Below are 24,471 nucleotides of genomic sequence, written 5' to 3'. Positions count from 1 at the left end.
TCTTTCGCGCCCTTTGCGCAACCTTCGCGTCCTCTGCGTCCGGAAGTCCGCTCCCCTGCCTCTTCTTCCCCCGCCCGCCATGCCCACCCCCGCCGCCCTGCCCACCCTGCAAGAACTCGAGAACGCCGAGGAATTCATCGCCCGCCACATCGGCATCGATGCCGACGACGAGGCGCGCATGCTGCCCGTGATCGGGTCGGCCACGCGCGCCGAACTCATCGACGGCATCGTGCCCGCGGCGATCCGGCGCAGCAAGCCGATGCGGCTGCCGGCACCGGCCACCGAGGCCGATGCGCTGGCCGAGCTCAAGGCGATCGCGGCGAAGAACAAGGTGTTCCGCAACTTCATCGGCCAGGGCTACTACGGCACCCACACGCCGGGCGTGATCCTGCGCAACATCCTCGAGAACCCGGCCTGGTACACGGCCTACACGCCCTACCAGGCCGAGATCTCGCAGGGCCGCATGGAGGCGCTGGTCAACTTCCAGACCATGGTGTGCGACCTCACGGGCATGGCGATCGCCAATGCCTCGATGCTCGACGAGGCCACCGCCGCCGCCGAGGCGATGACGCTGGCCAAGCGCAGCGTGAAAAGCAAGAGCAACGTGTTCCTGGTCTCGGGCGACTGCCATCCGCAGACCATCGAGGTGGTGAAGACCCGCGCCGCGCCGCTGGGCATCGAGGTCAAGGTCAGCACCGCCTCGGAAACCCTGCCGCACCTGATGGCCAGCGGCGAATTCTTCGGCGTGCTGGCGCAGTACCCGGCCACCACCGGTCACGTGCACGACCTGCGCCCGCTCGCGGGCCACGCGCATCAGTACGGCGCGGCCTTCTGCGTCGCGGCCGACCTGCTGGCGCTGACCCTGCTCGCGCCGCCCGGCGAATGGGATGCCGACATCGTCTGCGGCACCACCCAGCGCTTCGGCATGCCGCTGTGCAACGGCGGCCCGCACGCGGCCTACCTGGCCTGCCGCGACGACTTCAAGCGCTCGCTACCGGGCCGCCTGGTCGGCGTGAGCGTCGACACCCATGGCCGCCCCGCCTACCGCCTCGCGCTGCAGACGCGCGAGCAGCACATCCGGCGCGAGAAGGCGACCTCGAACATCTGCACCGCGCAGGTGCTGCCCGCCGTGGTCGCAAGCATGTACGCGGTCTACCACGGGCCCGACGGCCTCACGCGCATCGCGCAGCGCGTGGCCGCGCTCACCGCCATCCTCGCGCGCGGCCTGGCCCAGATGGGCCGCGAGCCGGTCAACGAGACCGCCTTCGATTCGCTGACCATCCGCACCGGCGACGACACCGCGAAGATCCTCGAGCGCGCGCAGGCCGCCAACGTGAACCTGCGCCAGCGGCTGCAGCAGCACCTGGGCATCTCGCTCGACGAGACCAGCACGCGCGCCGACGTCGAGACCCTGTGGGCGCTGTTCGTGCCCGCCGGCACGCCGATGCCGCGCTTCGAGGAACTGGCCGCCAACACCGCGCCGCGCATTCCGCAGGAACTGCGCCGCGCGAGCGCCTTCCTGTCGCACCCGGTGTTCAACACCCACAAGAGCGAGACCGCGATGCTGCGCTACATCCGCAGCCTGTCGGACAAGGACCTCGCGCTCGACCGCAGCATGATCCCGCTGGGCAGCTGCACCATGAAGCTCAACGCGACCAGCGAGATGATCCCGATCACCTGGCCCGAGTTCGCGAACATCCATCCCTTCGCGCCGGCCGAGCAGCTGCAGGGCTATGCCCAGCTCGACGCCCAGCTGCGCGCCTGGCTCTGCGAAGCCACCGGCTACGCGGGCATCAGCCTGCAGCCCAATGCCGGCTCGCAGGGCGAGTACGCGGGCCTGCTGGCGATCCGCGCCTTCCACGAGGCCAAGGGCGAGGGCCACCGCAACATCTGCCTGATCCCCTCGTCGGCGCACGGCACCAATCCCGCTAGCGCGCAGATGGTGGGCCTGCAGGTGGTGGTGACGGCCTGCGACGCGCAGGGCAACGTCGACCTCGACGACCTGAAGCGCGCCTGCGAGAAGCACGGCAAGAACCTGGCCGCGGTGATGATCACCTACCCGAGCACGCACGGCGTGTTCGAGACCCGCGTGAAGGAGCTGTGCGAGCTGGTGCATGCGCACGGCGGGCGCGTGTATGTGGACGGCGCCAACATGAACGCGCTGGTGGGCGTGGCCGCGCCGGGCGAGTTCGGCGGCGACGTGAGCCACCTGAACCTGCACAAGACCTTCTGCATCCCGCACGGCGGCGGCGGCCCGGGCGTGGGCCCGGTCTGCGTGGTCGAGGACCTCGTGCCCTACCTGCCGGGCCATGCGACCGCGGGCGTGTCGGGCCATGGCGTGGGTGCCGTGTCCGCGGCGCCGCTGGGCAACGCGGCCGTGCTGCCGATCAGCTGGATGTACTGCCGCATGATGGGCGCGAAGGGCCTGCAGGCCGCGACCGAGACCGCGATCCTCAGCGCCAACTACATCAGCGCGCGGCTCAAGGACCACTACCCCACGCTGTACGCGAGCCCCAACGGCCACGTCGCGCACGAGTGCATCCTCGACCTGCGCCCGCTCAAGGACACCAGCGGCGTCACCGCCGAGGACGTCGCCAAGCGCCTGATCGACTACGGCTTCCATGCGCCCACGCTGAGCTTCCCGGTGCCGGGAACGCTGATGGTGGAACCGACCGAGAGCGAGCCGCTGGCCGAGCTCGACCGCTTCATCGAGGCGATGATCGCCATCCGCGGCGAGATCCGCCGCATCGAGGAAGGCGTCTGGCCGAAGGACGACAACCCGCTCAAGCACGCACCGCACACGGCCGCAAGCCTGCTCGGCAGCGAATGGGGCCATCCCTATGCGCGCGAGCTCGGCGCCTTCCCGCTGGCCGGGCTCAAGGACGCCAAGTACTGGCCGCCGATCGGCCGCGTCGACAACGTCTACGGCGACCGCAACCTGTTCTGCAGCTGCGTGCCCGTGGGCGAGTACCAGGAAACCGAAGCGGCCTGAGCCGCATGGACCCCGGCGAGATCGCCTCGCTCAAGTCGCGCTGGCGCGGCTGCGTCTGGGCCCACACGCTGAGCGACGACGAGGCCGAAGTGCTGCTGCCGCAGCTGCGCTTCGTCGAACTCGCCGCGGGCCAGGCCATCTGGCATCGCGGCGACCCGGCCGAGCACTGGGTCGGCATGGGGCGCGGCAGCATGAAGCTGTGCACCACCTCGGCCTCGGGCAAGCCCGTGACCTTCATGGGCCAGGCCTTCAGCTGGGTCGGCGAGGTCGAGCTGATCCGCAACGAACCGCGCTTCTGCGACGCGGTCGCGCTGTCCGACGCGGTGATCATCAAGATGCCGAAGGCCGCCTTCTTCCACCTGCTCGACGGCAACCGCGCCTTCAACCGCTTCGTGCTGCAGCTGCTGAGCGAGCGGCTCACGCAGTCGATGGCCGTCACGCTGTCGGACCGCACGCTCGACCCGGTCGCCAAGGTCGCGCAGAGCCTGGCATCGCTGTTCAGCCCGGCGGGCTTTCCGCCGCGCTCGCTCGAGCTGCAGGTGTCGCAGGCCGAGCTCGCGCTCTACTGCAACATGTCGCGCCCGCGGCTCAACGCGGCGCTGCGGCGGCTCGAGGCCGAGGGCCTGCTGACGCTGGGCTACCAGGTCGTGACCTTGCGCGACCTCGATGCGCTGCGCGCCTACCGCGCCGCGCCCTCGGCCGCGAGCGGCAGCCACACGCGGCCCGAGACCGCATAGGCGTTGTCGCCGGCAATGCCGGCCACCGGCGTGCCCGACACGGGCGCCCAGACATACTGCGCATGGGTGGCGAACAGCGCCACGCCGAGCTCGTCGCCGGGCCGCAGGCGCGCGGCCACGCCGCCGAGCGCGATGCGCTGCCGCCCCGGCGGCGCGGGCACCACTTGGTCCGACAGCAGCATCAGTTCGCCGTTGCGGCGCAGCGCGAGCCCCACCAACGCCACGCCGGGTCCGCCGGCCGCCCGCACGTCGAGCTCGGCCTCGGGCACGCCGGCCAGCACTGCGCCGCGTGGCGCATCGGTGGGCAAGGGAACGAAGACCGGTGCCGGCGAACCGGCGCGCACCTCGGTCCGCGCGAGTGCCGCGCCGAACTGCGCCGCGATCGGCGCCGTGCCCTCGAAGGCCGTGCCGTCGTCGAGCGCGATGCACAGCTGGGGCACCGAAGGCGCGGACGGCTCGATGTCGCGCAGCTTGGCATCGAGCCAGCCGAGCATCGCGTCCATGGCATCGACGCTGCCGCAGCGCGCGGGCTTGTCGCGCTGCCCCGCGCGCGGATTCACATGGCCCGAGCGCAGCACCATGAGCCGCACGTCGCCGCCGCCGGCCTTCAGCTGGCGCCAGTTGCGCAGGCCCTCGTCCATGTCGAACAGCACGTCCTCGCTGGCCTGCACCACCAGCGCATCGACACGGCGCGAAGGCTGCCCAGCCCAGCTCAGGCCCGAGGGCCCGTGCGCCTGGTAGGCCTCGCGCAGCCGCTGCGCGTCGGCGCCCATGTCGTTCCAGGCCCAGGCACCGGGCTTCGGCGCCGTCTCGCACAGCGGCCGCAGCAGGCCGCCGTCGCGCACCTTGCCGCGCTGCGCCATGAAGCATTCGAACTGCACGAAGCCCTGCTTGAGCACGCCCTGCGGCGCCAGCGAATGCTGCAGGTCGTACCAGGTCATCGACGGGATCGCGGTCGCGATGCGCGGCTCGAGTTGCGCGAGCTGCATCTGGTAGCCGCCACCGTACGAGCCGCCGATGCTGCCGATGCGCGGCCTGCCGTCGGCGCCCTTGCGCAGCGGCAGCTCGCGCTCGGCCCAGTCGATCAGGCTGCGGATGTCGACGATCTCGGCCCGCGGATCCATGATGCGGCTGTCGCCGCCGCTGTCGCCATGGCCGCGATGGTCGAAGCTGATCACCGCATAGCCGCGCTCGACCAGCGTGGGCACGAGGCGGTCGACGCGCGACCAGTAGCTCGCGCCCGGGTCCGTGTCGCGCGGCGGCAGTTCGCGCAGCCGGCCGAGGCCGAAGCCGCTCGCATGCAGCACCAGCGGATAGCCGCCCTCGGGCTTCGCATCGGGCAGGAACAGCGTGAACGCGACCTTCGTGCCCCTGGCCGCGTCGGCGCCCGCGAGCGGATCGGGCACCGTCGATTGCAGCGCGTGCTGTTGCACCGTGGCCGCGTGCGCCGCCGGCAAGGCCATGCAGGCGGCGGCGCACAGCGCGATGGCGTGGATCAGGGTCTTCATGTCTCGTTCGCTCCTCGTCGTGTCTTTCGAAGCACGCGACTCTAGGAACGGCGAGCCATGCTGTTTGTCCCCGCGGGAACAAAGGCGTCGCCAGGGGCGTGGCCGGCGCGCTGCCGGCCCGCGCTCAGGACTTCTTCTTCGCGACCTCGCCCGTGGCGATCTGCTGGCGCAGCGCGCGCAGGCTGGCCTTGAGCTTGCGCTCGTTCTCCGGGCCCATGCGCACCATGATCTTCTGGCCCGCGCTGAGCGACTCGAGCTGGGGATCGACGTACTCGTAGCGCGTCCACGGGCGCTGCGAGGGATAGTCGCCCTTGACCTCGACCAGGCGCACCTGCACCGGCCCCTTGGGCTCGGGCGCGGCCAGCAGGTGGTCGATGACGGCGATCAGCCGGTCGTTGAAATAGCGGCCCGGATAGCCGAGCTCTTCATAGGCCTGCTGGAACAGCGGATAGAGCCGCGCATACACGCTCGCGGCCTTGGCCGGATCGACCGATTCGGCGAGCAGCACGAAGCCGTTGTAGCGCGCGGCATTGTTGGCCGCGATGGTCTGGTTGGCCCCCTGCCCTTCGGTGATGAAGCGCTGGCCCGTGGGCTGCACCGGCCAGGCGCTGGCGGGCGCCTGCTCGCGCGCGAGGTTGTCGACCGTGGCGACGAAGCGCCGCACCACGCCGTCGGGGCGCAGGAAGGCATTGGCGTTCTTGCCGCCGAGCAGTTCGGCCAGCGCCTTCAGCACGCGCGAGTCGGAATCGGCCAGCGAGGGCAGCGCGGCATCAGGCGGCGCGAGCGCGTCGACCGGATTCTGCGGCCCCGAGGCCACGGGGGCCGGCGCGGGTGCGGGCGGTGCGTCCTCGGGCGTGGTGGCGGCCACCGGCGGAGCCACGGGCTGTTGCTGCTGCTGGTACCAGCGCCAGCCGAAGTAGCCGGCCACCAGCAGCACCAGCACGAGCAGTGCCCACGGCAGCATGGAGCGTTCGCGGCGCGGTGCGTAGTCGCGGGTCTCGCCCGCGGTGCTCATGTCGCGTTCGGCACGGAAGTCGTTGTTGTCGTTCTCGGGCATGGCGGCGTGTCTCTCCTGTGGCGTGCGGTGCGTGATGACGTACCGTCATGTTGCACGAACAAGAGGACCGGAACGCGCCGGTCCTCGTAACCCCGTGTGACGCCCTCGCCACACGGAAGTTCAGCCCACCTTCGACACGCCTGCGGCGCCACCGGTTTCCGGGGCGCGCGCTCGGCGCTCAGTGCGCCGCCGTGAGCGACTGCAGCCAGGCCAGCGTGCCCTGCAGCTCGGCCGGCCGGATCTCGTGGCCGCCGGGGAAATCGCTGCCCGCGAGCGCGAGCGGCAGGCCGCGCGCCAGTTCGCGCGTGGCCTGCGCGGCCGCGGGCGGAATCACGTTGTCGGCGCTGCCATGGCTCACCCACAGCGACTTGCCCTCGAAGGCCTCGGGCGCGGCCACCTGGGGCAGCACCTGCGGCAGCAGCCGGCTGTGCCAGACCATCGCGGCGCGCATCGACGCGGGCCTGGTCAGCAGCAGCGACAGCGCCATGATCCCGCCCTGGCTGAAGCCGCCGACCACCACGCGCTCGGGTGGAATGCCCAGCTGCGCCGAGGCCGAGGCCAGCATCTCGCCGACCAGGAAGCGGCTCTCGCGCTCCTGGTCCTCGTCGATGCGGCGCTGGCCGTCCGGCAGCACCTCGAACTCGAACCAGGCATAGGAGCCCGGCGTGAGCACGTAGGGCGCGCGCAGGCTCAGCACATGGAACTGCGGCGGCATCAGGCGCGCGAGGCCGAACAGGTCCTGCTCGTTGCTGCCCACGCCATGCATCAGCACCAGCAGCCAGGGATCGCGCGTGCCGGCGGCGGTCGGTTGTTCGAGGAATTGGAGCGGCAGTTGGAGCGTGGTCATGTCGATGGAAGAGGAAAGCGGAAGGTCCTGTCAGCGCACCGAGGCCTTGAAGCCTTCGGCGAGCGAGCGCGTGATATCGGCGGTGGGCAGCTCGCGGCAACCGCTCGCGTTCTGGCCCGACCACAGCGGCGAGAAGTCGCCGCTGCCCTGCGCCTCGGCCTTGGCGCGCAGCGGCGCGATCGCCGAGGTGGCGAGCGGGAACTCGGGCGCGGGACCGATCGGGCCCAGCTCGCGGATCACGCGGTTGACGATGCCGCGCGCGGGCCGGCCGGTGAACAGGTTGGTCAGCGCCGTATGGCGCGCCGCCTCGCTCTTGAGCGCACCGCGGTGCATGGCGCTGGTGGTGGCCTCGTTGGCCAGCAGGTAGGCCGTGCCCACCTGCACGCCCGCCGCGCCCAGCGCCATCGCGGCCGCCACGCCCTGCGCATCGGCGATGCCGCCCGCGGCGATCACCGGCACGCGCAAGGTCTGCGCCAGTTGCGGCAGCAGCGCGAAGGTGCCCAGCTGCGCCGTGAGATCGTGCGACAGGAAATGGCCGCGATGCCCGCCGGCCTCGAGGCCCTGCGCGATCACCGCGTCGGCGCCGTTCGCCGCGAGCCAGCGGCCCTCCTCGACCGTGGTGGCCGAGGCCAGCACCTTGGCGCCCCAGCCCTTCACGCGCGCGAGCAGCTCGGCCGAGGGCAGTCCGAAATGGAAGCTCACCACCGGCGGACGGAATTCGGCCAGCAGCTCGGCGATCTCGGCGCTGAACGGATTGCGGCCCGGGCCGGCCGCGATGCCCGCGGGGTCGATGCCGAACTCGGCGTAGTAGGGACCGAGCGCGGCGCGCCAGGTGGCCTCGCGCTCGGCACTCGGCACCGGCGGCTGGTGGCAGAAGAAGTTGAGGTTGTAGGGCTTCGTCGTGCCCGCGCGGATCGCCGCGACTTCGGTGCGGATCGCGTCGTTCGAGAGCATCGCGCAGGGCAGCGAGCCCAGCGCGCTCGCATTGCTCGCGGCGATCGCCATCGCGCTGCCCTGCACGCCCGCCATGGGAGCCTGGATCAGCGGCAGTTCGGTGCCCAGCAGTTGCAACAGCGTCGAGGTGGTGGTCATGAAAGAGGCTCCAGTGCGAACGGGGATTCTTCGGAAGGGGCGGCGTGCCGATGCGCGCGCCGCACGCCCGATTCTGAAGGGAAGCGCGGTCGCGCCGCCCGCGCGGGGTCATCGGTGCGGCTTGAGCAACAATGCCCGCATGCGCACAACGACCCCGTCGAACCGCCCTGTTCCGCACCGCCGGCCCCTTGCATCGCTCGCGGGGCTCGCCGTTAGTACCGTGATGTTCATGCTGCTCGCGGGTTGCACGAAGAACGAATCCGAAAGTGCGACTTCGGCACAGGACACGGCCGCCGCGGAGGCCATGCCCGCCGCCGCGGACCCGGCGCCGCCCGCCACGCCCCGGCCCGAATTCTCGGCCACGCTGCAGCGCGACGCGCTGATGGCGCTGCTGTTCGAGCCGCCGCCCGCCGGCGAGACCGCGAGCCGCACCGATGACGTGCAGCTGCCCGAGATCGGCAACGACGGCAAACCGATGACCGAGGGCTTCTCTCCGACCCGTGCGCAGGTCTCGGCGCGCGAGGTGGTCCGGCTCGACGACACGCATGCCGTGCTGCTCACCGAGACCGTGCCGGTGGACGACCGCGGCCAGCCGATGGATGCCCATGTGGCCGGCGCATGGCTCGGTGCCTATTTCTTCGAGCACGGCGACGCGGGCTGGAAGCTCGCGGGCCGCAACGACGGCGTCGACTACCTCGGCTTCTCGGGCAACATCGGCCTCACGCGCGTGGAGCGCATCGCGCCGCAGCGCTTCGTGCTGACCGTCACGAGCGGCAGCTGCTGGCAGGGCTACTGCGGCAGCTGGCTCTCGGTCTACGAGATCGGCGCGGCCGAGGTGCGCCAACTGATCGAGGGCGTGCCGCTGGGCGCCGACAACGGCGGTGCCGACGGCGCCTGCGAGTCGGTGCTGCAGGCCACGCGCCCCGAGGAAGCGCCGCGCGGCGCCTGCTTCCGCATCGACGGCAAGTCCGAGTTCGCGCTCGGCACGCAGGACGATCCGGGCGAGCTGCAGATCGTCTTCAAGGGCGCGCGCACGCGCGATGCGAACGACCTGCGCGTGCAGACCGTCGACGAGCAGCTGGTCTACAGCCTGCGCAACGGCGCCTATGCGCTGGTGCAGGGCCGCAATCCCGTGCCCTCGTTCTGAGACGGACGCCGAGCGATGGGCTTCATCCCCGACCGCCGCATCGAAGCCGAGGCCACCGAGGCCGCGGCCGAGATGATCGAGCGCGCGCGCCGCAACTTCGACGTGGCGCTCGACTTCACCGACGCCAGCATCCGCAAGGTCGAGGCGCTGCTGCAGCAACTGCACCTGCGCGCGCGCAACGACAAGCCCAGCGACGCGCAGGTCTTCGACTACGCCAAGGGCCTGGGCAGCTACGTGGGCGAGGTGTTCCGCCGCAACCATGGCGCCGAATGGGGCGTGGTCGCGCTCGGCGACGACAGCTACCCCGGCATGCGCAGCGCTCAGCGCGAGCAGCTGTTCTGGCCCTGGCGCCGCGCCTACAACCGCATCGTCAACGGCCCCGAGGACAACGTCTGGCACTACTACCAGCTGCTGGTGGAACGCGCGGGCGGCACCCTGGCCGTGCACGACGACGGCATGCCGTCGAACTTCGCACCGCCGACGATGAACTACGGCCGTGCGCGCGCCGCCGCCACCGCGAAGGCTTCGCCGAGCGTGCGCTTCAGCGCGAATGCGCTGGGCGGCGTGCCCGGGCGCGCGAAGCGGCCCGCAACCTCGGCCGCACCCGCGCCGGTGCGCAGGCCCTGGTGGAAGTTCTGGTGAACCTCACACCAGCTTCAGGTCCTTCGGCGTCACGCCGTCGAACACCTTCGCGACCTGCGCGGGCGAGAGTCCGTACATGCGCTGGAACAGACCGCCGAGCACCGCGCGGTATTCGTTGAGCACCGGATAGTCGCGGTTCTGGAACAGCGTGGCGGCCGTCAGCGCCTGCTGCTCGCCGACCACGCGGCCGCCGGCCTGCGCCGAGAGGCCGCCGCCGAGCACCCAGTAGACCGTGCCATGGCCATGGTCGGTGCCCTTGTTGCCGTTCTCGCGGAAGGTACGGCCGAACTCGCTGATGACCACCACCACGGTCTGGCGCCAGTTCTCGGGCTCCATCTCCTGCGCGAAGGCCGCGAGGCCGCGGCCCAGTTCCTCGAAGCGGTTCGCGAGGTAGCCGGTGGCCGCCCCCTGCCCCACGTGGGTGTCCCAGCCGCCGACATCGACGAAGCCGAGGTCGTAGCGCTCGCGCATCAGCGCGGCCATGCGGCGGGCGACGAGTTCGAAGCCCTTGGAGGTCATGGCGTTGCGGCTTGCTGCATCCATTTCGGCCTGCATCGCGCGCCGCACCTCGTCGCGCACCTGGAAGCCCTCGGCCACGGTCTGCGCGAGCGGGGTGTCGCGGTACATCGAGGCGATGAGCTGGCTCTGGCGCGCATCGAGGGTGGGCCGCGCATTGCCCGCGAGCGCCATGTTGGCGGCCCTCGCATCGCCACGCAGCGAGATCGGCAACTGGTCGGTGAAGGCCATCGGCGAGACGTCGGCGAGCGGCCCCGCGCCGAGCACGCCGGCGAGGCGGTTGAGGAAGCCCGAGCGGTAGTCGCGCCGGCGGTCGAGTGCCTGGCCCAGCTCGATGCCGTCCTGCGTCTCGAAGTGGCTGCGCGTGAGGTCGTCGGTGCCGGCGAAGGCGATGAACGCAGCCTGCTTCTGCTGGAACAGGGGCATCACGCTCTGCGCGAGCGCGGGATGCAGGCCCCAGTCGGCATCGAGCGGCAGCGCGCCGCCGCTGGTGCCCGGTCGCCCGATCGCGATGCCGGGCCGCGAGGCGTAGTAGAAATCGCTCGAGGTGGGCACCAGCAGGCTGGTGCTGTCGTAGGCACCGCGCAGGAACACGACCAGCAGCTTGGCGCCCTCGGCGGCCGGCGCGGCGATCAGGCGGGCGGCGGCGCCGGCCAGCGGCGCGGCGGCGGCGAAACGGAGCAGTTCTCGGCGTTGCATCGGCTTGTCCTTCTTCAAGGGGGCGCTAGCGGCGCATCAGCTCGGGCGCGGCCAGCAGCAGCGTGTTCCATTCGGACGGGTTCTTCGCCTGCGCGAGCACCTCGCGCGTGCCGGCACCGAAGCCGGTCTGCATCTCGCGCACCGCGGGCGACTCGGCCAGCGGCGGGAAGGCCGGGCTCTCGAGCGGCGCCTTGGCATCGGTGCGGAACAGCACGGCACCGTTCGCACCGAGGATGCGCGCGATCTCGAAGCGCGTGTTCATCTGCCCCGCGCTGGCCCAGGCAGCCTCGTGCAGCGGATAGCCGTCGGGCGTCTCGTGGCCGTAGAGCGGCTGGCCCATGCGGTCGATCCAGTTGAGCAACGGGCCGACGTTCGCCGCCACGCGGCCGTCGTAGGCCAGCCGCACGCCCGCGATCGCGTAGTGCACCGGGTCGCGGAACTTGCGGCCCAGCGAGGCCGTGAACTCGGGCGACTCGAACAGCGTGCGCAGGGTGGCGGCGATATCGCCGTCGCTGCGCGTGAAGCTCGCGGCCATGCGCTCGACCAGCGCGTTCGATGGATCGTCGGCCACGAAATAGACGGCGAGCTTGCGCGAGACGAAGCGCGCGGTGGCCGGCGCGCGCGCGAGGCGGTCGAGCGCCTCGTCGACCTCGGCCAGGCCGCGGCCACGGATCGGCTCGCCCAGCAGCGTCTTGGGGCCGTAGTCGTGGCGGTTGGGATTGAACTCGAACAGGCCCTGGCGCCGGTAGTCGGCGGCGATCGCGGGCCTGAGCTTGGGCGGCGGCGCATCGGCCGGCTGCAGGCTCACGCCCACGCCGGTGAGCACGCGCGCGAGCTCCTGCACGTCGGCCTGCGAATAGCCGCTGCCCACGCCCAGCGTGTGCAGTTCCATCAGCTCGCGCGCGTAGTTCTCGTTGATGCGGTTGGCGGCGTTCTGCGCGTTGTCGAGATAGCGCAGCATCGCGGGATGGTGCAGCGTGGCACCGACCAGGTCGCGGAAACGCCCCAGCGCATGCGGGCGTATCGCGTTCTCCTCGTAGTCGCCGATCAGCGCGCGCATGTCGCCGCCCTTGCGCTGGCTGACGTTGAAGTGGTTCATCCAGAACCAGGTCATCTGCTCCTGCAACTGGTTCGGCGAATAGAGCGCGCGCAACACGAAGCGCTGCTGCGCCTCGCGCGCGAGCCGGCTCAGGTGCTGCTGGTAGGCCTGGCGCGCGGCCTTCTTCTGGTCCTCGTCGGCCAGCGCATCGGCGGACTTGCGCTCGGCATCGAGCGCGATCGCGAGCGTGTCCACGGGCGTGCGCGCGATCTCCATCGTGTCGATCTGCGCCTGGGCTTCTGCCGGCAGCGGCTGCGGCGCGGGCTTCAGTTGCCGGCCCATCCACACCACGAGGCCCTGCTTCTCGACTTCGGCCTGGCCGCTCGCGTTCGCGCCCCAGCTCACGCGGTCGAGCCAGCGCAGCTGGGTCAGTGCATCGGGCGGTGCGCCGCGCAAAGCGAGCGGCGTCGCGTCGGGCCGCGTGCCGAGCGCGCAGCCCGCGAGCCACAGCGCGGCGGCTGCCATCCATGCGCCCCGTGCGAGGCGCGACCGGATCGAAGAGATGTGCATGGTGGGTTCAACCCGCGCCGTCGGTGCGCGGTTGACCCAGGATGCCAGCGCCGTGTAAAGCTGCCCGTCAGCTTCGTTTCAAGGCGAAACGCCCCCGTGGCTCAGGCCGACGCCACCGCGCTGGGCTGCGCGCCCGCGATCTGCCGCAGCGCGCGCTCGAACACCTCCACCGGCTGGCCGCCCGAGATCAGGTGCTGGTCGTTGATGATGATCGCGGGCACCGAGTGGATGCCCGCGTCGGTGTACATGCGCTCGCGCGCGCGGGTCTCGGCCGCGTATTCGTCGCTGGCCAGGATCTCGCGCGCCCGTGCCGGATCGAGACCCGCCGCTGCCGCGAGCCGCACCAGCACCTCGGGGTCGGAAGGATTCTCGGCATCGGTGAAGTAGGCCTTGAGCAGCGACTTCTTCAGCGCGACCTGCTTGGCCGCGTCCTCGAGCTCGGCCCAGTGCAGCAGCCGGTGCGCGTCGAAGGTGTTGTAGATGCGCGGCCGGCCCTCGGGATTGAAGACGAAGCCGACGGCCTCGCCGCGCTGGCGGATGGCCTCGCGCATCTGCGCCTGCTGCTCGCGCGTGGAACCGTATTTCTGGTTCAGGTGCTCGAAGGTGTCCTGGCCCTCGGGCGGCATCTGCGGGTTGAGCTCGAAGGGCTGGAAGTGCAGCTCGGCCGTCACCCCGGGCGCCACGCGGGCGATCGCGGCCTCCAGCGAGCCCAGGCCGACGGCGCACCAGGGGCAGGAGACGTCCGAGACGAAATCGATCTTGAGGTGGGAGGAGGATGGGCTGGTCATGGCCGCCATTCTTCCGCGCGGCGGCGGCCTTGTCAGGTGCAAGGTCTTCCGCCGCCCCACCCCTGCGGCGTCAGGCCGTGGCGCGCGCCGTCACCGGGCTCGCGCCCAGGGTCTGGGCCCGCAGGCGGTCGTACTCGGCCTTGTCGACCGGCACGGCATCCGGATCGCCGAGGTCGTTCATGTGCACGCGGTAGGTTTCGCGCGCGCTGATCGCGGCCAGCGCGGCCAGCACGGTCACGGCGAAGGTGATGCTGCCCACGGTGAGCCAGATGTTGCTGGAGCCGGGCGGCGCGACCGCGGCGAACAGCGCGGGCAGCAGGGCCGTGAAGGTGGTGCCGATGTTCTGCGAGATAGCCATGGCCGACACCCGGTTGCGGGTGCGGAACAGCTCGGGATAGAAGCTCGGGAAGGTGGCGTTGTAGCCCTGGTAGACGATGCCCCACATCAGCAACGACATGCAGATCGCGAGCGGCACGTTGCGCACGCTGATGGCATAGAGGTAGGCGAACGAGAGCAGGCCCGAGGCCAGCGCGCCGACGATGATCGGCGGCTTGCGGCCGATGCGGTCCGAGAGGTTGCCCACGAACGGGATCACCAGCACCGCGAGGATGTTGCCGAGCACCGGGATCCACAGGTAGACGTCCTTCTGGAAGCCGATGCCGTAGGCCGACTGCACCGCGTAGGCGGCGCCGAAGATGGTGGCGACCACCGGGATCACATTCATCAGCGCCATGCAGACCACGCGCAGCATGTCGGCCCAGCTGTCGGTGAAGGCCTGCACGATCGGCGAGCGCGGCACCTCGCCCTTCTTGTCGGCCTCGGCGAAGGCCGGGGTCTCGTCGACCTCGCGGCGGATGATGTAGCCCGCGATGATGACGACGAAGCTCAGCAGGAACGGGATGCGCCAGCCCCACGAGTTGAAGGCCTCCTCGGGCATGTAGTGCGCGAGCGGCAGGAACACGGCGGCCGCCATGATCTGGCCGGCCTGCACGCCCTGCAGCGTGAAGCTCGCGAAGAAGCCGCGCCGGCCGAAGGGCGCGTGCTCGAGGATCATCGAGCTCGCGCCCGAGATCTCGCCGGCCACCGCGAAGCCCTGGATCAGCCGCAGGATCACCAGCAGCGCGGGCGCCGCCAGGCCGATCTGGTCGTAGGTGGGCAGCAGGCCCACGGCCACGGTCGAGAAGCCCATGAGGAACATGCACAGGATCAGCACCTGCTTGCGCCCGTGCGTGTCGCCCCAGTGGCCGAGCACGAAGGCGCCGATGGGCCGCGCGACATAGCCCACGCCGTAGGTCGCGAGCGAGGCGATGATGGCCGTGGTCGGGTCGCCCTTGGGAAAGAAGATCTGCGGAAAGATCAGCGCCGCGGCGGTGGCGTAGATGAAGAAGTCGTAGTACTCGAGCGCCGAGCCGATCCAGCCGCTGGCGGCGGCCTTCTTCGACTGGTGCTTGCCTTGTGGCTCGTGAGCCTTGGTGTTCGCCATGGGTTGTCTCCGGTGTGGACGAGGATGAGCGGGTGAATGGATGAACGAAAGGGAAATCAGTCCTGGGCCTGCGAGGCCATGCGCGCCGGCGCGTTGAGCGCGCCGTAGGCGTCGTAGCCGCCGATGCGCTGCGCCACCTCGAAGAACAGGCCGTCCTCGAAGCTCTCGGTGTAGATGTGCAGGTAGTCGCCGGCCGGCGAGCGGTCGAACAGCACGCCCGCCGCGCGCATGCGTTCGACCAGCGCGGCATCGAGCTCGGTGCGCGTGGCGAGGTCGTCGTAGTAGTTGTCCGAGATCGGCACGAAGCGCACGCCGTTGGCACGCAGCCGCGCCACCGACGCGAAGATGTCGTCGCTGCGCAGCGCCACGTGATGCACCGCGCCGCCACCCTGCGCATGCACGGTGCGCGCGGTGCGCGTGCGCTGGCTCAGCGAGACGTTGAGCACGAACCGCAGGCTGCGCGTGGCATCGGCCACGCCACGGCTCTTGATCAGGCCGAAGGGATCGGCCAGCTCCAGGCTCTCGCCGACCTCGAGTCCGAGCACGGCGCGCGAGAACAGCACCCAGGTGTCGAGCTGGTCGAGCGCGAGGCCGAGCGCGACATGGTCGATGGCGCGCAGGCCGGCGCCATCGCTCTCCTCTTCGCCCTGCGCTTCGCCAGGCTCGAGGATGAAGTCGGCCTCGTAGAGCCCCGTGGCGCCGAGCGACGACGGAATGAAATGCAGCAGGTTGCCGCCCGGCACCACGATCGCGGGCACGGCCTGCTCGCCGGGACCGACCGGGCTGTCGTGCCGCTGCGAGCACAGCGGGGGGGCGCCCCCCACCGCGGCCTGCGGATCGTCGGTGCGCACGCCCAGCGCACAGACCGAGGTGCCGTGCGCCTCGAAGCGAGTGCGCGCGAAGCTCTCGGGCTGCGCATTCACGACCATGTGGATGTCGCCCTGGCGGTAGAGCGTGACGGCCTTCGAGCGATGGCGGCCCGCGCGGCGAAAGCCCAGTTGCTGGAGCAAAGCCCCGAGCGCGTCGGCCGAGGCCTCGTCGGCCGCGAACTCGATGAAGGACAGGCCGCGAAAGGCCGGCGCATGCGGCGGGTCGAACAGCAAAGGCCGTGCTGCCGGAACGCATTCGCGCACCTGGCTCTCGAGGTACAGCAGCGAGCGCATCGCATCGACCGCGGTGCGGCGGTTCGGCGTCTCACGGAACAGGTCGTTGAAGATTTCGAGCGACAGCGGCCCGGTGTAGCCGGCGCGCAGCACCTGCGCATAGAAGCCCGCCACGTCGAAGTCGCCCTGCCCCGGAAACACGCGGTGGTGGCGCGCCCACTGCAGCACGTCCATCGAGAGCTGCGGCGCATCGGCCATCTGCAGGAAGAAGATCTTCTCGCCCGGGATGTCGGCGATGCCGGCCGGGTCGTCGCGCAGCGAGAGCGTGTGGAAGCTGTCGAGGATCAGGCCCAGCGCGGGATGGCCGGCGCGCCGCACGATGTCCCAGGCCTGGCCGTAACGCGAGGTGAAGCGGCCCCAGGCCAGCGCCTCGAAGCCCACGCGCAGGCCATGGGTCGCGGCGCGTTCGGCCAGCGCATGCAGCTGCGCGGCGGCGCGCGCGGGATCGTCGAGCGCGAGCGGCGAGGTGTTCGAGCAGCACAGCATCAGCGGCACGCCCAGCGCGGCCATCAGCTCGAACTTGCGCTCGGCGCGCTCCAGGCCGCGGCGGAACTGCGGCTCGGGCATGCCTTCGAAGTCGCGGAACGGCTGGTAGAGGTCGATCGCGAGGCCCAGGTCGGCCGCGAGGCCGCGCAGCTCGGCGGCCGTGCCCTTGAAGTTGACGAAGTCGCTCTCGAACAGCTCGATGCCGTCGAAGCCCGCTGCCGCGATCGCCTCGAGCTTCTGGCGCAGCGTGCCGCTGAGCGAGACGGTGGCGATCGAGCGGTGCATGCGCGGCGCGGCGCGCTGCGAAAGGTCGGCGGAGGGCTGGAGCGTGTTCACGGGAGCGACTTTAGGAACGCCGGCCCGTGCCCACAACCATTTAGCGCGGCCTTTGATCGATCATCGAACGCCATCGTGCGAATTTCGCACGAATCAGGGGTTACACCTAGGTCCGGCGGACCATCGATGCCCCCGCCGAATCAGAGACTGCGCCAGTAATCGATCAGCAGCTGCGCGAATTCGACCGGCCGCTCGACCGCGCTCACGTGCGCGGCATCGATGCTGGCGAGCCGCGCGTGGGGGATCGCCGCGGCGATGGCTTCCGACATCGCGAACGGCGTGGCCTCGTCCTGCAGGCCGCCGATCACCAGCGTGGGCACCGCGATGCGGCGGTTGCTGTCGCGGAAATCGATGGCCGCCACCGCGTTGCAGCTCTCGATGTAGGCCTGCGGATCGTTGGCCAGCAACACCGCCTGCAGCTGCTGGGCCGCCACCTGGCCCTCGGGCGTGGCCGCGAAGGCCGGCGTGAGCCAGCGCGACACCGCGCCCGGCGCGATCGCGGCCACGCCGCGCGCGGCCACGGTCTCGGCGCGCGCGCGCCAGGGTGCCTGGTCGGGATAGTGGGCCGAGGAGTTCGCGATGGTCACGGTGCGCAGCAGCTCGGGATGGCGCACGGCCAGCGCCTGCGCCGTCATGCCGCCCATCGACAGGCCGACGAAGTGCACCGGCTCGCCGCCGGCCTCGCGCTGGATCAGCTCGGCCGCGTCCTGCGCCAGCGTCTCGATGCGCAAAGCGCCCGGCACGCGCTCCGAGGCGCCGTGGTTGCGGTGGTCGTAGCGCAGCACGGTGTGGGCACGCGCGAGCTGCGCGGCCACGCCGTCCCACATGCGGAGGTCGCAGCCGAGCGCATGGCTCAGCACGACGATCGGGCCATTGCCTTCGCGTACGAGGTTCAGACGGGTCATGGTGCGGGTTCCTTCGAGAGGGGATGAAGACGGGGGAGCCAGAAGAAGGCGATGGTCAGCAGCGAGCAGGCGGCGGCGACCATGGGGATCACCATCGGCCAGGCGCCGTTCGAGTAGTCGGCATCGACGAACAGCGCGGCGAACTGCCCGACGCAGAAGGCGACCATCATCATGCCGAAGCCCGACCACGAGACGGCGCGGCCCGCGAGCTGCGGCAGGTCGCCCACCGCGCCGGCCTGGCCGCAGGGCTGGTGGATGCCGTGGCCCAGGCAATAGACCGCATGGCCCGCCAGCAGCGGCACCGCGCTCAGCGGCGCGAGCCAGCAGCCCAGCACCTGGATCGCGGCGCCCGCCATGCTCAGCGAGGCGCCCAGTTGCACGGTGCGCACCGGCCCGTGGCGGCGCAGCAGCCGGCGGCACATGGTGGTGCTGAAGATATAGACCAGCGAACCGCCGGCCGGGATCCAGCCGTACCAGGCGGGCGACCAGCCGAGGTAGCCGATGTAGACCATCGGCGACAGCAGCAGGAAGCAGAACAGGCCGCCATAGGTCGAGGCCGCCACCGAGGCCCAGGCGCGGAAGGCACGGCTCGCGAACACCACGCGCGTGCTGCCGCGCGGCGCCGAAGGCGTGTCGACGAAGCTCGGCCGGGTCTCGCCGAAGGAGCGCCAGCACAGCGCGAACAGCACCAGCGCATAGAGCGCCATCGCGCCCATCACCCAGCGCCAGCCCGCGCCCTGCACCAGCCAGGCACCGAGCAGCGGCGCCACCAGCCCGACCACGCCCAGCCCCGTGAGCCCGCGCGCCATGACGTGCGGTCCCTCGTGGGCCGGATAGAGATCGCGCACCGCGGCGCGCGCGCAGACCAGGATCGCCGCCATCGAGAAGCCCTGCAAGGTGCGCCAGCCGGCCAGCATGAACACGCTGCCCGCGAAGGCGCCGCCGAGCGCGGCCAGCGCATAGCAGCCCAGGCCCGCCAGCAGCACCGGCCGGCGGCCGAAGCGGTCGGCCAGCGGTCCGCACAGCAGTTGCGCGAAGCCGAAGGCCAGCACGAACAGCGTGAGGCTGGTGCTGGCCGAACCGAGTTCCCTGGCGATCGCGGGCAGTGCCGGCAGGTAGCTGTCGGTGGCCACCGGCTGGGCCGCGAGCAGCAACGGCAGCAGCAGCGCGAAGCCGGCGTGCCAGCCGCCTTGCCGCTGCCCTTGCGGCCCTCGCGGCGCCCTCACTGCGCCGCCGCAGGCAGCAGGCCCTTCTCGCGCAGGATGTTGGTGGCGATGCCGAAGGCATGGTTGGCGACCGGCACGCCGCAGTAGATGGCGGCCATCATGATCACTTCCTTGATGTCCTCGGGCGTGAGCCGCGACTCGGGCGGGCCGTCGAGCGCCGCGCGCACGTGCATCGCGAATTCCTCGTAGGCGTGGATGCCGAGCATCATCGACAGCACCATGAAACGGCGCGTCTTGTCGCCCAGCGCGGGGCGGCCCCAGATGTCGTTCCACGCATGGCGCGTGATCAGTTCCTGGAACTCGGCATTGAAGCTGTTGCGGTTGGCCAGCGAGCGGTCGACCCAGGCGTCGCCGAGCACGCGGCGGCGGTTGAGCAGGCCCGATTCGTAGCCGTCGGCGGGGGTGTCGGAAGAGGAAGTCATGTCCGGGAATCCTTGTTCGTGTGTTCTTGCGAATCTCAGGTGGGCAGCAGTTGCGCGCGCAGTGCCTTCACCTCGGCCAGCGCGATCTCGCCGGCGCGCACGGCCAGCGCGGGATCGAACCATTCGTCGGCCGCGTCGCGCGGCAGCTCGGCGCGCAGCCGGTCGATGTTGGCGCGCATGCGCGCGGCATCCACCTGCAGACCCGGCAGCGCCGCCGCCATGGCGCGCACGCTGCCGTGCGCAGACATCAGCAGCTGCGGCCATTCGCCGAGCTCGGCCTGCCAGGCGCCGAGCGCGCGCTCGTGCTGTTGCGGCATGGCGCCGAGCAAGGCCGCCACGCGCTGCGGCGCGCGATGCGCGGCGGCGATCGCCACCATCGACGCCACCGGGTTGCGCTTGTGCGGCATGGCCGACGAACCGCCACGCCCGGGCTCGCTGGGCTCGGCCACCTCGGCCACCTCGTACTGGCCCAAGAGCGACACGTCGACCGCGATCTTGCCGAGGCTGCCGGTCAGCAGGCCGAGCTCGCAGCCCAGCGCTACCCATTCGTCGCGCTGCGTGTGCCAGGTCGCGCCCGGATCGGCCAGCCCCAGTTCCTTCGCCATGCGCGCGCGCACCGCGCCCGCCTGCGGCCCCATCTGCGCCAGCGTGCCGACCGCGCCGCCGAGCTGCAACTGCAGCGCATGGCGCGCGGCCTCGCGCAGCCGCAGCCGGCTGCGTACCAACGGCGCGGCCCAGCCCGCGCACTTGAAGCCGAAGCTGGTGACCGAGGCCGGCTGCATCAGCGTGCGCGCGAGCATCGGCGTGGCGGCATGCTGCACCGCGAGCTGCAGCAGCGCCTCGGCCGCCTTGGCGAGGTCGGTCTCGATCAGCGCCACCGCCTCGCGCGTGACCAGCGACATCGCGCTGTCGATCACGTCCTGGCTGGTGCTGCCGAAGTGCACGAAGGGCGCCGCCTCGGCATTGAAGAGCCCGACCGCCTCGCGCAGCGCCTTCACCAGCGGGATCGCCACGCTGCCCGCGCGGCCGCTCTCGCGCACGATCTTGGCGACGTCGAACAGCTCGACCTTGCAGCTGCCGACGATCGAGTGCGCCGCGCTCTCGGGGATCAGCCCCTCGGCCGCTTGCGCGCGCGCGAGCGCGGCCTCGAAGCGCAGCATCGCATCGACGAAGGCACGGTCGCTGAAGGCGCCCAGGGTTTCGGAAGTGGAGAGAAAGCCTTCGAAGATGCTCATGTCAGGGGGCGATGTGGGGGGTCGAATACGGGAGCGGACTTCCGGACGCAGAGGACGCGAAGGTTCCGCGAAGGTCGCGAAAGAAGGTCTCAAAAATTTTCTTGAATCCCTTTTGCGTTCTTCGCGAAACCTTCGCGTCCTCTGCGTCCGGCTGTTTGTCTTTCATCTCAGTAGCTCAGCCGCGCGCTGGCGCGCAACTCGTCGGCCGTCGCGCTGCCGAAGCCGAAGAACTCGAGGTAGGCCGGGATCATCTCGAACAGCATGTCGGTGCCGACCTGCACCGCGCAGCCCCTGGCGCGCGCCGCCTCGAGCAGCGGCGTGTACTCGGTCTTCATCACGACCTCGCCGACGAAGGTGCCGGCATCGATGCGATCGATGTCGAAGGGCAGCGGATCGTCGGCCTTCATGCCCAGCGGCGTGGCATTGACGATCACGTCGAAGCCCGCCGGGTCCTTCGAGCCGGTGGCCACCTTCAGTTGCGGATAGTGTTCGCGCAGCCGCCCCGCCAGCGCCTCGGCCGAGGCCGCATGCGCATCGAACAGCATCAGCTCGGCCGCGCCGGCCGCCGCGATCGAGGCCGCGATGGCCGAGCCCACCCCGCCCGCGCCCGACACCAGCACGCGCGTGCCCCGGAAAGGCCGGCCCTTGCGCTCCACGCCGCGCACGAAGCCCGCGCCGTCGAACTGGTCGCCCAGCAGCGTGCCGTCGGCCCGCTTGAGGATCGCGTTGCAGGCACCCGCGATGCGCGCGGTGGGCGTGACCTCGTCGACCAGCGACATGGTCGTGACCTTGTGCGGCATCGTCACCAGCGCGCCGCGCAGGTTGCTGAAGCGGAAGATCTGCGCGAGCGAGGCCGCGTAGTCCTCGGGCTTCACGCCCATCGGCACCACCACCGCGTCGATGCCCTGCTGCTCGAACCAGGGGTTGTAGATCATCGGGGCCTTGAAGGCCTCGGTGGGATAGCCCAGGTGGGCGATGAGCGTGGTCTTGCCGGAAATCATGCGCGAAGCCAAATAAAAAAAGAGGTTCAGGCCGCGCCGTAACGCAACGGCGTGGCGATCTCGGCGCGCATCGCGTCGGGGTAGACGATCTCGCGCAGGAAGTCCGAGTCGGCACGCAGCGCCGCCGCCGCATCGGCATGGCCGAAGTAGTCGAAGTAGTGCGGCATCTGCTGGATCAGCATCTCGAAGCCGGCCTGTGCGTTGAGGCCGCGTGCACGCGCCGCGCGCACCAGCGGCGTGGGCTGGTTGCGCAGCAGGATGTCGAACAGGGCCGCGTGGCCGTCCATGCGCGCCACGTCGACCGGCGCTGCATCGTCGTCGGTCAGGCCCAGCGGCGTGGCATTGACGACCAGGTCGTAGCCCTCGGGCGCGTTGCTGTCCACCGCCACCACGCGGGCGTCGAAGAAGGCATCGAGCTTGGCGGCCACGCCCGCGGCCTTGCCCGCGGAGCTGTCGTAGAAGGCGATGTACTCCGCCCCATCGACCGTGCCGCCCTCGGCCAGCGCCACGCCGATCGCCGCCGCGCTCACGCCCGCACCGAGGATCAGCACGCGCTTGCCACGAAACGGAATCGCGAAGCGGTCGAGCGCGCCGATCAGGCCTTCGCCGTCGAACAGGTCGCCCTCGAGCTGGCCGGCCTCGGTGCGGCGCACCACGTTGACCGAGCCGGCCACGCGGCCGAACAGGCCCGCGCCTTCGAGCAGGTCGACCACCAGCGGCTTGTGCGGCGGCGCGATCACCATGCCGCGCACATTGCGCGCGAGGAAGGCCGACTTGAAGAACACCGCGAAGTCGCGCACCGGCACCTGCATCGGCAACAGCACCGCGTCGATGCCGAAGCGCTCGAAGGCGGCGTTGAACATGCGCGGCAGCCGCACATTGCGCACCGGGTCGCCGGGAATCAGGTAGGCCTGGGTGCTGCCGCTGATGGGGAGGCTCATGGGCGTCTTTCCGTTCGTCAATCGCTCGTTTCGAGGCTGGATGCCCGGCTTTATAGTCCTTTCGTCCCGAGCCTGCTGACGTCAGACGACCATTTCGTTCGATCATCGATCTTTCGAGATCGTCAATCGTTCAAACCTAGGGTTTTTGCCCACGCATCGGGCACTGCGGCCGGGCGGCGGCGCAGGCACACTCCCGGTCATGAGCAACGACGACCCACCCGCACCGCCCGGCCTCGACAAGCGCGACTGGATCGCCGGCCTGGAGCGCGGCGTGAGCATCATCGAGGCCTTCGACGACGCCAACCCGCGCCTCACGGCGAGCCAGGCCGGCCAGCGCACGAACATGACGCGCACGGCCGCGCGCCGCTACCTGCTGACCCTGCAGCACATGGGCTATGTGGCGAGCGACGGCAAGCTGTTCTGGCTCACGCCGCGCGTGCTGCGGCTGGGCCAGTCCTACCTCGAATCGGCACGGCTGCCGCGCGTGGTGCAACCCTTTCTGCAGCGCGTGGCCGCCGGCACCAACGAGATCGCCTACCTCAGCGTGATGGACGGCGACGAGGTGGTCTACATCGCGCGCAACGGCCCCAACCGCAGCATGAGCACCGGCTACGTGCTCGGCGCGCGCGTGCCCGCGCAGGTCACGGCCTCGGGCATGCTGATGCTCGCGCTGCGCGGCGACACCGAGCTCAACGAATGGCTCGCCACGCGCCAGCTCACCGTCTTCACCTCGCACACCATCGCCAGCATGGAACGCATGAAGCTCGAGCTCGCGCGCATCCGCGCCCAGGGCTGGGCGCTGTCCGAGCAGCAGCTCGACCTCAACTCGCGCGGCATCGCGGTGCCGCTGCGCGACCGCCACGGCACGCTGGTGGGCGCGCTCAACATCACGATGCCGATGGGGCACGAAAGCTCGGAGGACGCGGTGGCGCGGGTGTTGCCGGTGTTGAGGGAGACGGCGCAGGCGATGCGCAACTTGATCTAGACCACTGCCCGCAGCGCGCGCCGCGAGCTGCTCACGCCGGTCAGCACCTCCTGCCCCGCACTCTCCGCGCAATAGTCCAGCGCCTGCCGCAACGCCGTATCCACGCTGCGCAACGACAGCTCGAAGCGCGCCGCCGCTTCCACCCGCGTCATCTCATCGATGCGCAACGCGATCAGCACCGCGCGATGGCGCCGCGGCAACCGCTCCATCGCCCGCTCCACCGCGGCCACATCGGAACGCGCCTGTGCAATCGATTCGGGCCCAGGCGCACGGTCGACCAATTCATCGAGCGCAACCTGCTCCTCCCCCGCGTACTGCCACGGCCGATGGCTGCGCAGCCGGTCCACGGCGAGGTTGCTCGCCATGCGGTGGATGTAGGCCAGCGGGTTCTGCACGTCGTGCGCGAGGCCCAGGTCCCCGAGCCGTAGCCAGACCTCGTGCAGGCATTCGCTCGCCAGATCGGGACATCCCAGGTGCCGCAGCAGCCGGCGTCGCAGGTGCTCGTAGTTCGCGACCAGGATCGCCTGCAACGCGGCACACCGCGGCGCCGGATCGGGCGGCTCGCCACAAGCGGCGTCGTCGAAGGAATGGTCTGCAGTGCGGCACGGGATGTTCAGGCTCATGACGGCTCCGTCTCGGTAGGCATCGGCTGAC

At 70.8% G+C, this 24,471-nt stretch carries 21 protein-coding genes; 5 read left to right on the top strand and 16 right to left on the bottom strand.

The genetic code is table 11. The features are described from left to right. The first annotated feature begins 79 nt into the window (after positions 1-79). Together gcvP and ACODT0_RS35450 are read left to right on the top strand one after the other, a co-directional pair. Positions 80-2,992 carry an aminomethyl-transferring glycine dehydrogenase gene (gcvP, locus tag ACODT0_RS35455; RefSeq protein WP_057607547.1) on the top strand — a complete coding sequence of 971 codons (2,913 nt, stop codon included), beginning with the start codon at positions 80-82 and terminating at the stop codon, positions 2,990-2,992. 5 nt (positions 2,993-2,997) lie between these two features. Next, a complete protein-coding gene (locus ACODT0_RS35450) occupies positions 2,998-3,729 on the top strand; it encodes a Crp/Fnr family transcriptional regulator (protein ID WP_261206674.1) in 732 nt (243 codons plus the stop codon). Here the strand turns inward: ACODT0_RS35450 and ACODT0_RS35445 are convergent. The 4 genes from ACODT0_RS35445 to ACODT0_RS35430 all read right to left on the bottom strand — a co-directional run bounded on the left by ACODT0_RS35445 (position 3,672) and on the right by ACODT0_RS35430 (position 8,233). Then, entirely contained in the window at positions 3,672-5,237 is a 1,566-nt protein-coding gene (locus ACODT0_RS35445) for an alpha/beta fold hydrolase (protein ID WP_489043389.1), read from the bottom strand. The genes ACODT0_RS35450 and ACODT0_RS35445 overlap by 58 nt on opposite strands. Before the next feature lie 124 nt (positions 5,238-5,361). Next, on the bottom strand, positions 5,362-6,294 hold the full coding sequence (locus ACODT0_RS35440; RefSeq protein ID WP_057596438.1) for a DUF3014 domain-containing protein: 933 nt from the start codon (positions 6,292-6,294) through the stop codon (positions 5,362-5,364). Positions 6,295-6,472: 178 nt separating this feature from the next. Continuing rightward, a complete protein-coding gene (locus ACODT0_RS35435) occupies positions 6,473-7,141 on the bottom strand; it encodes an alpha/beta hydrolase (protein WP_057596437.1) in 669 nt (222 codons plus the stop codon). 30 nt (positions 7,142-7,171) lie between these two features. After that, the gene (locus ACODT0_RS35430; protein ID WP_489043388.1) at positions 7,172-8,233 is read right to left on the bottom strand and encodes an NAD(P)H-dependent flavin oxidoreductase; all 1,062 of its coding nucleotides are present in this window, start codon (positions 8,231-8,233) and stop codon (positions 7,172-7,174) included. A 139-nt stretch (positions 8,234-8,372) separates the two neighbouring features. Here ACODT0_RS35430 and ACODT0_RS35425 point away from each other — a divergent pair, with 139 nt between their 5' ends. Continuing rightward, the gene (locus tag ACODT0_RS35425) at positions 8,373-9,380 is read left to right on the top strand and encodes a hypothetical protein (protein WP_489043387.1); all 1,008 of its coding nucleotides are present in this window, start codon (positions 8,373-8,375) and stop codon (positions 9,378-9,380) included. Between the two features lie 15 nt (positions 9,381-9,395). Further along, positions 9,396-10,022 (top strand): hypothetical protein, encoded by a 627-nt coding sequence (locus ACODT0_RS35420; RefSeq protein WP_422096608.1) that lies wholly within the window; start codon positions 9,396-9,398, stop codon positions 10,020-10,022. 3 nt (positions 10,023-10,025) lie between these two features. On the opposite strand, the gene ACODT0_RS35415 is transcribed toward ACODT0_RS35420, so the two are convergent. The 11 genes from ACODT0_RS35415 to ACODT0_RS35365 form a co-directional block, all read right to left on the bottom strand. After that, positions 10,026-11,237 carry a DUF1501 domain-containing protein gene (locus ACODT0_RS35415; protein ID WP_261206648.1) on the bottom strand — a complete coding sequence of 404 codons (1,212 nt, stop codon included), beginning with the start codon at positions 11,235-11,237 and terminating at the stop codon, positions 10,026-10,028. Between the two features lie 25 nt (positions 11,238-11,262). Beyond that, positions 11,263-12,801: a DUF1800 domain-containing protein gene (locus ACODT0_RS35410; protein ID WP_489043386.1), complete on the bottom strand. Its 1,539-nt coding sequence runs from the start codon at positions 12,799-12,801 to the stop codon at positions 11,263-11,265. Positions 12,802-12,947: 146 nt separating this feature from the next. Beyond that, positions 12,948-13,643 carry a DsbA family oxidoreductase gene (locus tag ACODT0_RS35405; protein WP_057596432.1) on the bottom strand — a complete coding sequence of 232 codons (696 nt, stop codon included), beginning with the start codon at positions 13,641-13,643 and terminating at the stop codon, positions 12,948-12,950. A 61-nt stretch (positions 13,644-13,704) separates the two neighbouring features. Beyond that, a complete protein-coding gene (locus ACODT0_RS35400; protein ID WP_261206643.1) occupies positions 13,705-15,117 on the bottom strand; it encodes an MFS transporter in 1,413 nt (470 codons plus the stop codon). Between the two features lie 56 nt (positions 15,118-15,173). Next, entirely contained in the window at positions 15,174-17,051 is a 1,878-nt protein-coding gene (locus ACODT0_RS35395) for a bifunctional sugar phosphate isomerase/epimerase/4-hydroxyphenylpyruvate dioxygenase family protein (RefSeq protein ID WP_489043396.1), read from the bottom strand. 191 nt (positions 17,052-17,242) lie between these two features. Then, entirely contained in the window at positions 17,243-18,007 is a 765-nt protein-coding gene (locus ACODT0_RS35390) for an alpha/beta fold hydrolase (protein ID WP_208509884.1), read from the bottom strand. Further along, the gene (locus tag ACODT0_RS35385; RefSeq protein ID WP_489043385.1) at positions 18,004-19,233 is read right to left on the bottom strand and encodes an MFS transporter; all 1,230 of its coding nucleotides are present in this window, start codon (positions 19,231-19,233) and stop codon (positions 18,004-18,006) included. The genes ACODT0_RS35390 and ACODT0_RS35385 overlap by 4 nt, the downstream gene beginning before the upstream one ends. Continuing rightward, the gene (locus tag ACODT0_RS35380) at positions 19,230-19,655 is read right to left on the bottom strand and encodes a carboxymuconolactone decarboxylase family protein (protein ID WP_296724900.1); all 426 of its coding nucleotides are present in this window, start codon (positions 19,653-19,655) and stop codon (positions 19,230-19,232) included. Before ACODT0_RS35380 ends, ACODT0_RS35385 begins: the two co-directional genes overlap by 4 nt. 35 nt (positions 19,656-19,690) lie before the next feature. Continuing rightward, positions 19,691-20,890 carry a 3-carboxy-cis,cis-muconate cycloisomerase gene (pcaB, locus tag ACODT0_RS35375; RefSeq protein WP_057596429.1) on the bottom strand — a complete coding sequence of 400 codons (1,200 nt, stop codon included), beginning with the start codon at positions 20,888-20,890 and terminating at the stop codon, positions 19,691-19,693. 167 nt (positions 20,891-21,057) lie between these two features. After that, entirely contained in the window at positions 21,058-21,891 is an 834-nt protein-coding gene (locus ACODT0_RS35370; protein WP_489043384.1) for a shikimate dehydrogenase family protein, read from the bottom strand. Between the two features lie 26 nt (positions 21,892-21,917). Continuing rightward, positions 21,918-22,832, bottom strand: a complete 915-nt coding sequence (locus ACODT0_RS35365; RefSeq protein ID WP_261206631.1) for a shikimate dehydrogenase family protein — start codon at positions 22,830-22,832, stop codon at positions 21,918-21,920. A gap of 199 nt (positions 22,833-23,031) precedes the next feature. Between ACODT0_RS35365 and ACODT0_RS35360 the strand changes: the two genes are divergently transcribed. Beyond that, positions 23,032-23,817 carry an IclR family transcriptional regulator domain-containing protein gene (locus ACODT0_RS35360; RefSeq protein WP_296782130.1) on the top strand — a complete coding sequence of 262 codons (786 nt, stop codon included), beginning with the start codon at positions 23,032-23,034 and terminating at the stop codon, positions 23,815-23,817. Here the strand turns inward: ACODT0_RS35360 and ACODT0_RS35355 are convergent. Further along, entirely contained in the window at positions 23,814-24,440 is a 627-nt protein-coding gene (locus ACODT0_RS35355) for an RNA polymerase sigma factor (protein WP_489043383.1), read from the bottom strand. The genes ACODT0_RS35360 and ACODT0_RS35355 overlap by 4 nt on opposite strands. Positions 24,441-24,471 lie beyond the last annotated feature (31 nt).

It is taken from the genome of Variovorax sp. FG153, from assembly GCF_057809595.1.
The sequence above is the reverse complement of the archived record's forward strand: the minus strand, read 5'-3'. Positions and strand labels throughout refer to the sequence as shown.

Bases quoted from the DNA above. Each gene is read 5' to 3' on its own strand.
- gcvP (WP_057607547.1), top strand. From the start codon at position 80: ATGCCCACCCCCGCCGCCCTGCCCACCCTGCAAGAACTCGAGAACGCC.
- ACODT0_RS35450 (WP_261206674.1), top strand. From the start codon at position 2,998: ATGGACCCCGGCGAGATCGCCTCGCTCAAGTCGCGCTGGCGCGGCTGC.
- ACODT0_RS35445 (WP_489043389.1), bottom strand. From the start codon at position 5,237: ATGAAGACCCTGATCCACGCCATCGCGCTGTGCGCCGCCGCCTGCATG.
- ACODT0_RS35440 (WP_057596438.1), bottom strand. From the start codon at position 6,294: ATGCCCGAGAACGACAACAACGACTTCCGTGCCGAACGCGACATGAGC.
- ACODT0_RS35435 (WP_057596437.1), bottom strand. From the start codon at position 7,141: ATGACCACGCTCCAACTGCCGCTCCAATTCCTCGAACAACCGACCGCC.
- ACODT0_RS35430 (WP_489043388.1), bottom strand. From the start codon at position 8,233: ATGACCACCACCTCGACGCTGTTGCAACTGCTGGGCACCGAACTGCCG.
- ACODT0_RS35425 (WP_489043387.1), top strand. From the start codon at position 8,373: ATGCGCACAACGACCCCGTCGAACCGCCCTGTTCCGCACCGCCGGCCC.
- ACODT0_RS35420 (WP_422096608.1), top strand. From the start codon at position 9,396: ATGGGCTTCATCCCCGACCGCCGCATCGAAGCCGAGGCCACCGAGGCC.
- ACODT0_RS35415 (WP_261206648.1), bottom strand. From the start codon at position 11,237: ATGCAACGCCGAGAACTGCTCCGTTTCGCCGCCGCCGCGCCGCTGGCC.
- ACODT0_RS35410 (WP_489043386.1), bottom strand. From the start codon at position 12,801: ATGGCAGCCGCCGCGCTGTGGCTCGCGGGCTGCGCGCTCGGCACGCGG.
- ACODT0_RS35405 (WP_057596432.1), bottom strand. From the start codon at position 13,643: ATGGCGGCCATGACCAGCCCATCCTCCTCCCACCTCAAGATCGATTTC.
- ACODT0_RS35400 (WP_261206643.1), bottom strand. From the start codon at position 15,117: ATGGCGAACACCAAGGCTCACGAGCCACAAGGCAAGCACCAGTCGAAG.
- ACODT0_RS35395 (WP_489043396.1), bottom strand. From the start codon at position 17,051: ATGCACCGCTCGATCGCCACCGTCTCGCTCAGCGGCACGCTGCGCCAG.
- ACODT0_RS35390 (WP_208509884.1), bottom strand. From the start codon at position 18,007: ATGACCCGTCTGAACCTCGTACGCGAAGGCAATGGCCCGATCGTCGTG.
- ACODT0_RS35380 (WP_296724900.1), bottom strand. From the start codon at position 19,655: ATGACTTCCTCTTCCGACACCCCCGCCGACGGCTACGAATCGGGCCTG.
- pcaB (WP_057596429.1), bottom strand. From the start codon at position 20,890: ATGAGCATCTTCGAAGGCTTTCTCTCCACTTCCGAAACCCTGGGCGCC.
- ACODT0_RS35370 (WP_489043384.1), bottom strand. From the start codon at position 21,891: ATGATTTCCGGCAAGACCACGCTCATCGCCCACCTGGGCTATCCCACC.
- ACODT0_RS35365 (WP_261206631.1), bottom strand. From the start codon at position 22,832: ATGAGCCTCCCCATCAGCGGCAGCACCCAGGCCTACCTGATTCCCGGC.
- ACODT0_RS35360 (WP_296782130.1), top strand. From the start codon at position 23,032: ATGAGCAACGACGACCCACCCGCACCGCCCGGCCTCGACAAGCGCGAC.
- ACODT0_RS35355 (WP_489043383.1), bottom strand. From the start codon at position 24,440: ATGAGCCTGAACATCCCGTGCCGCACTGCAGACCATTCCTTCGACGAC.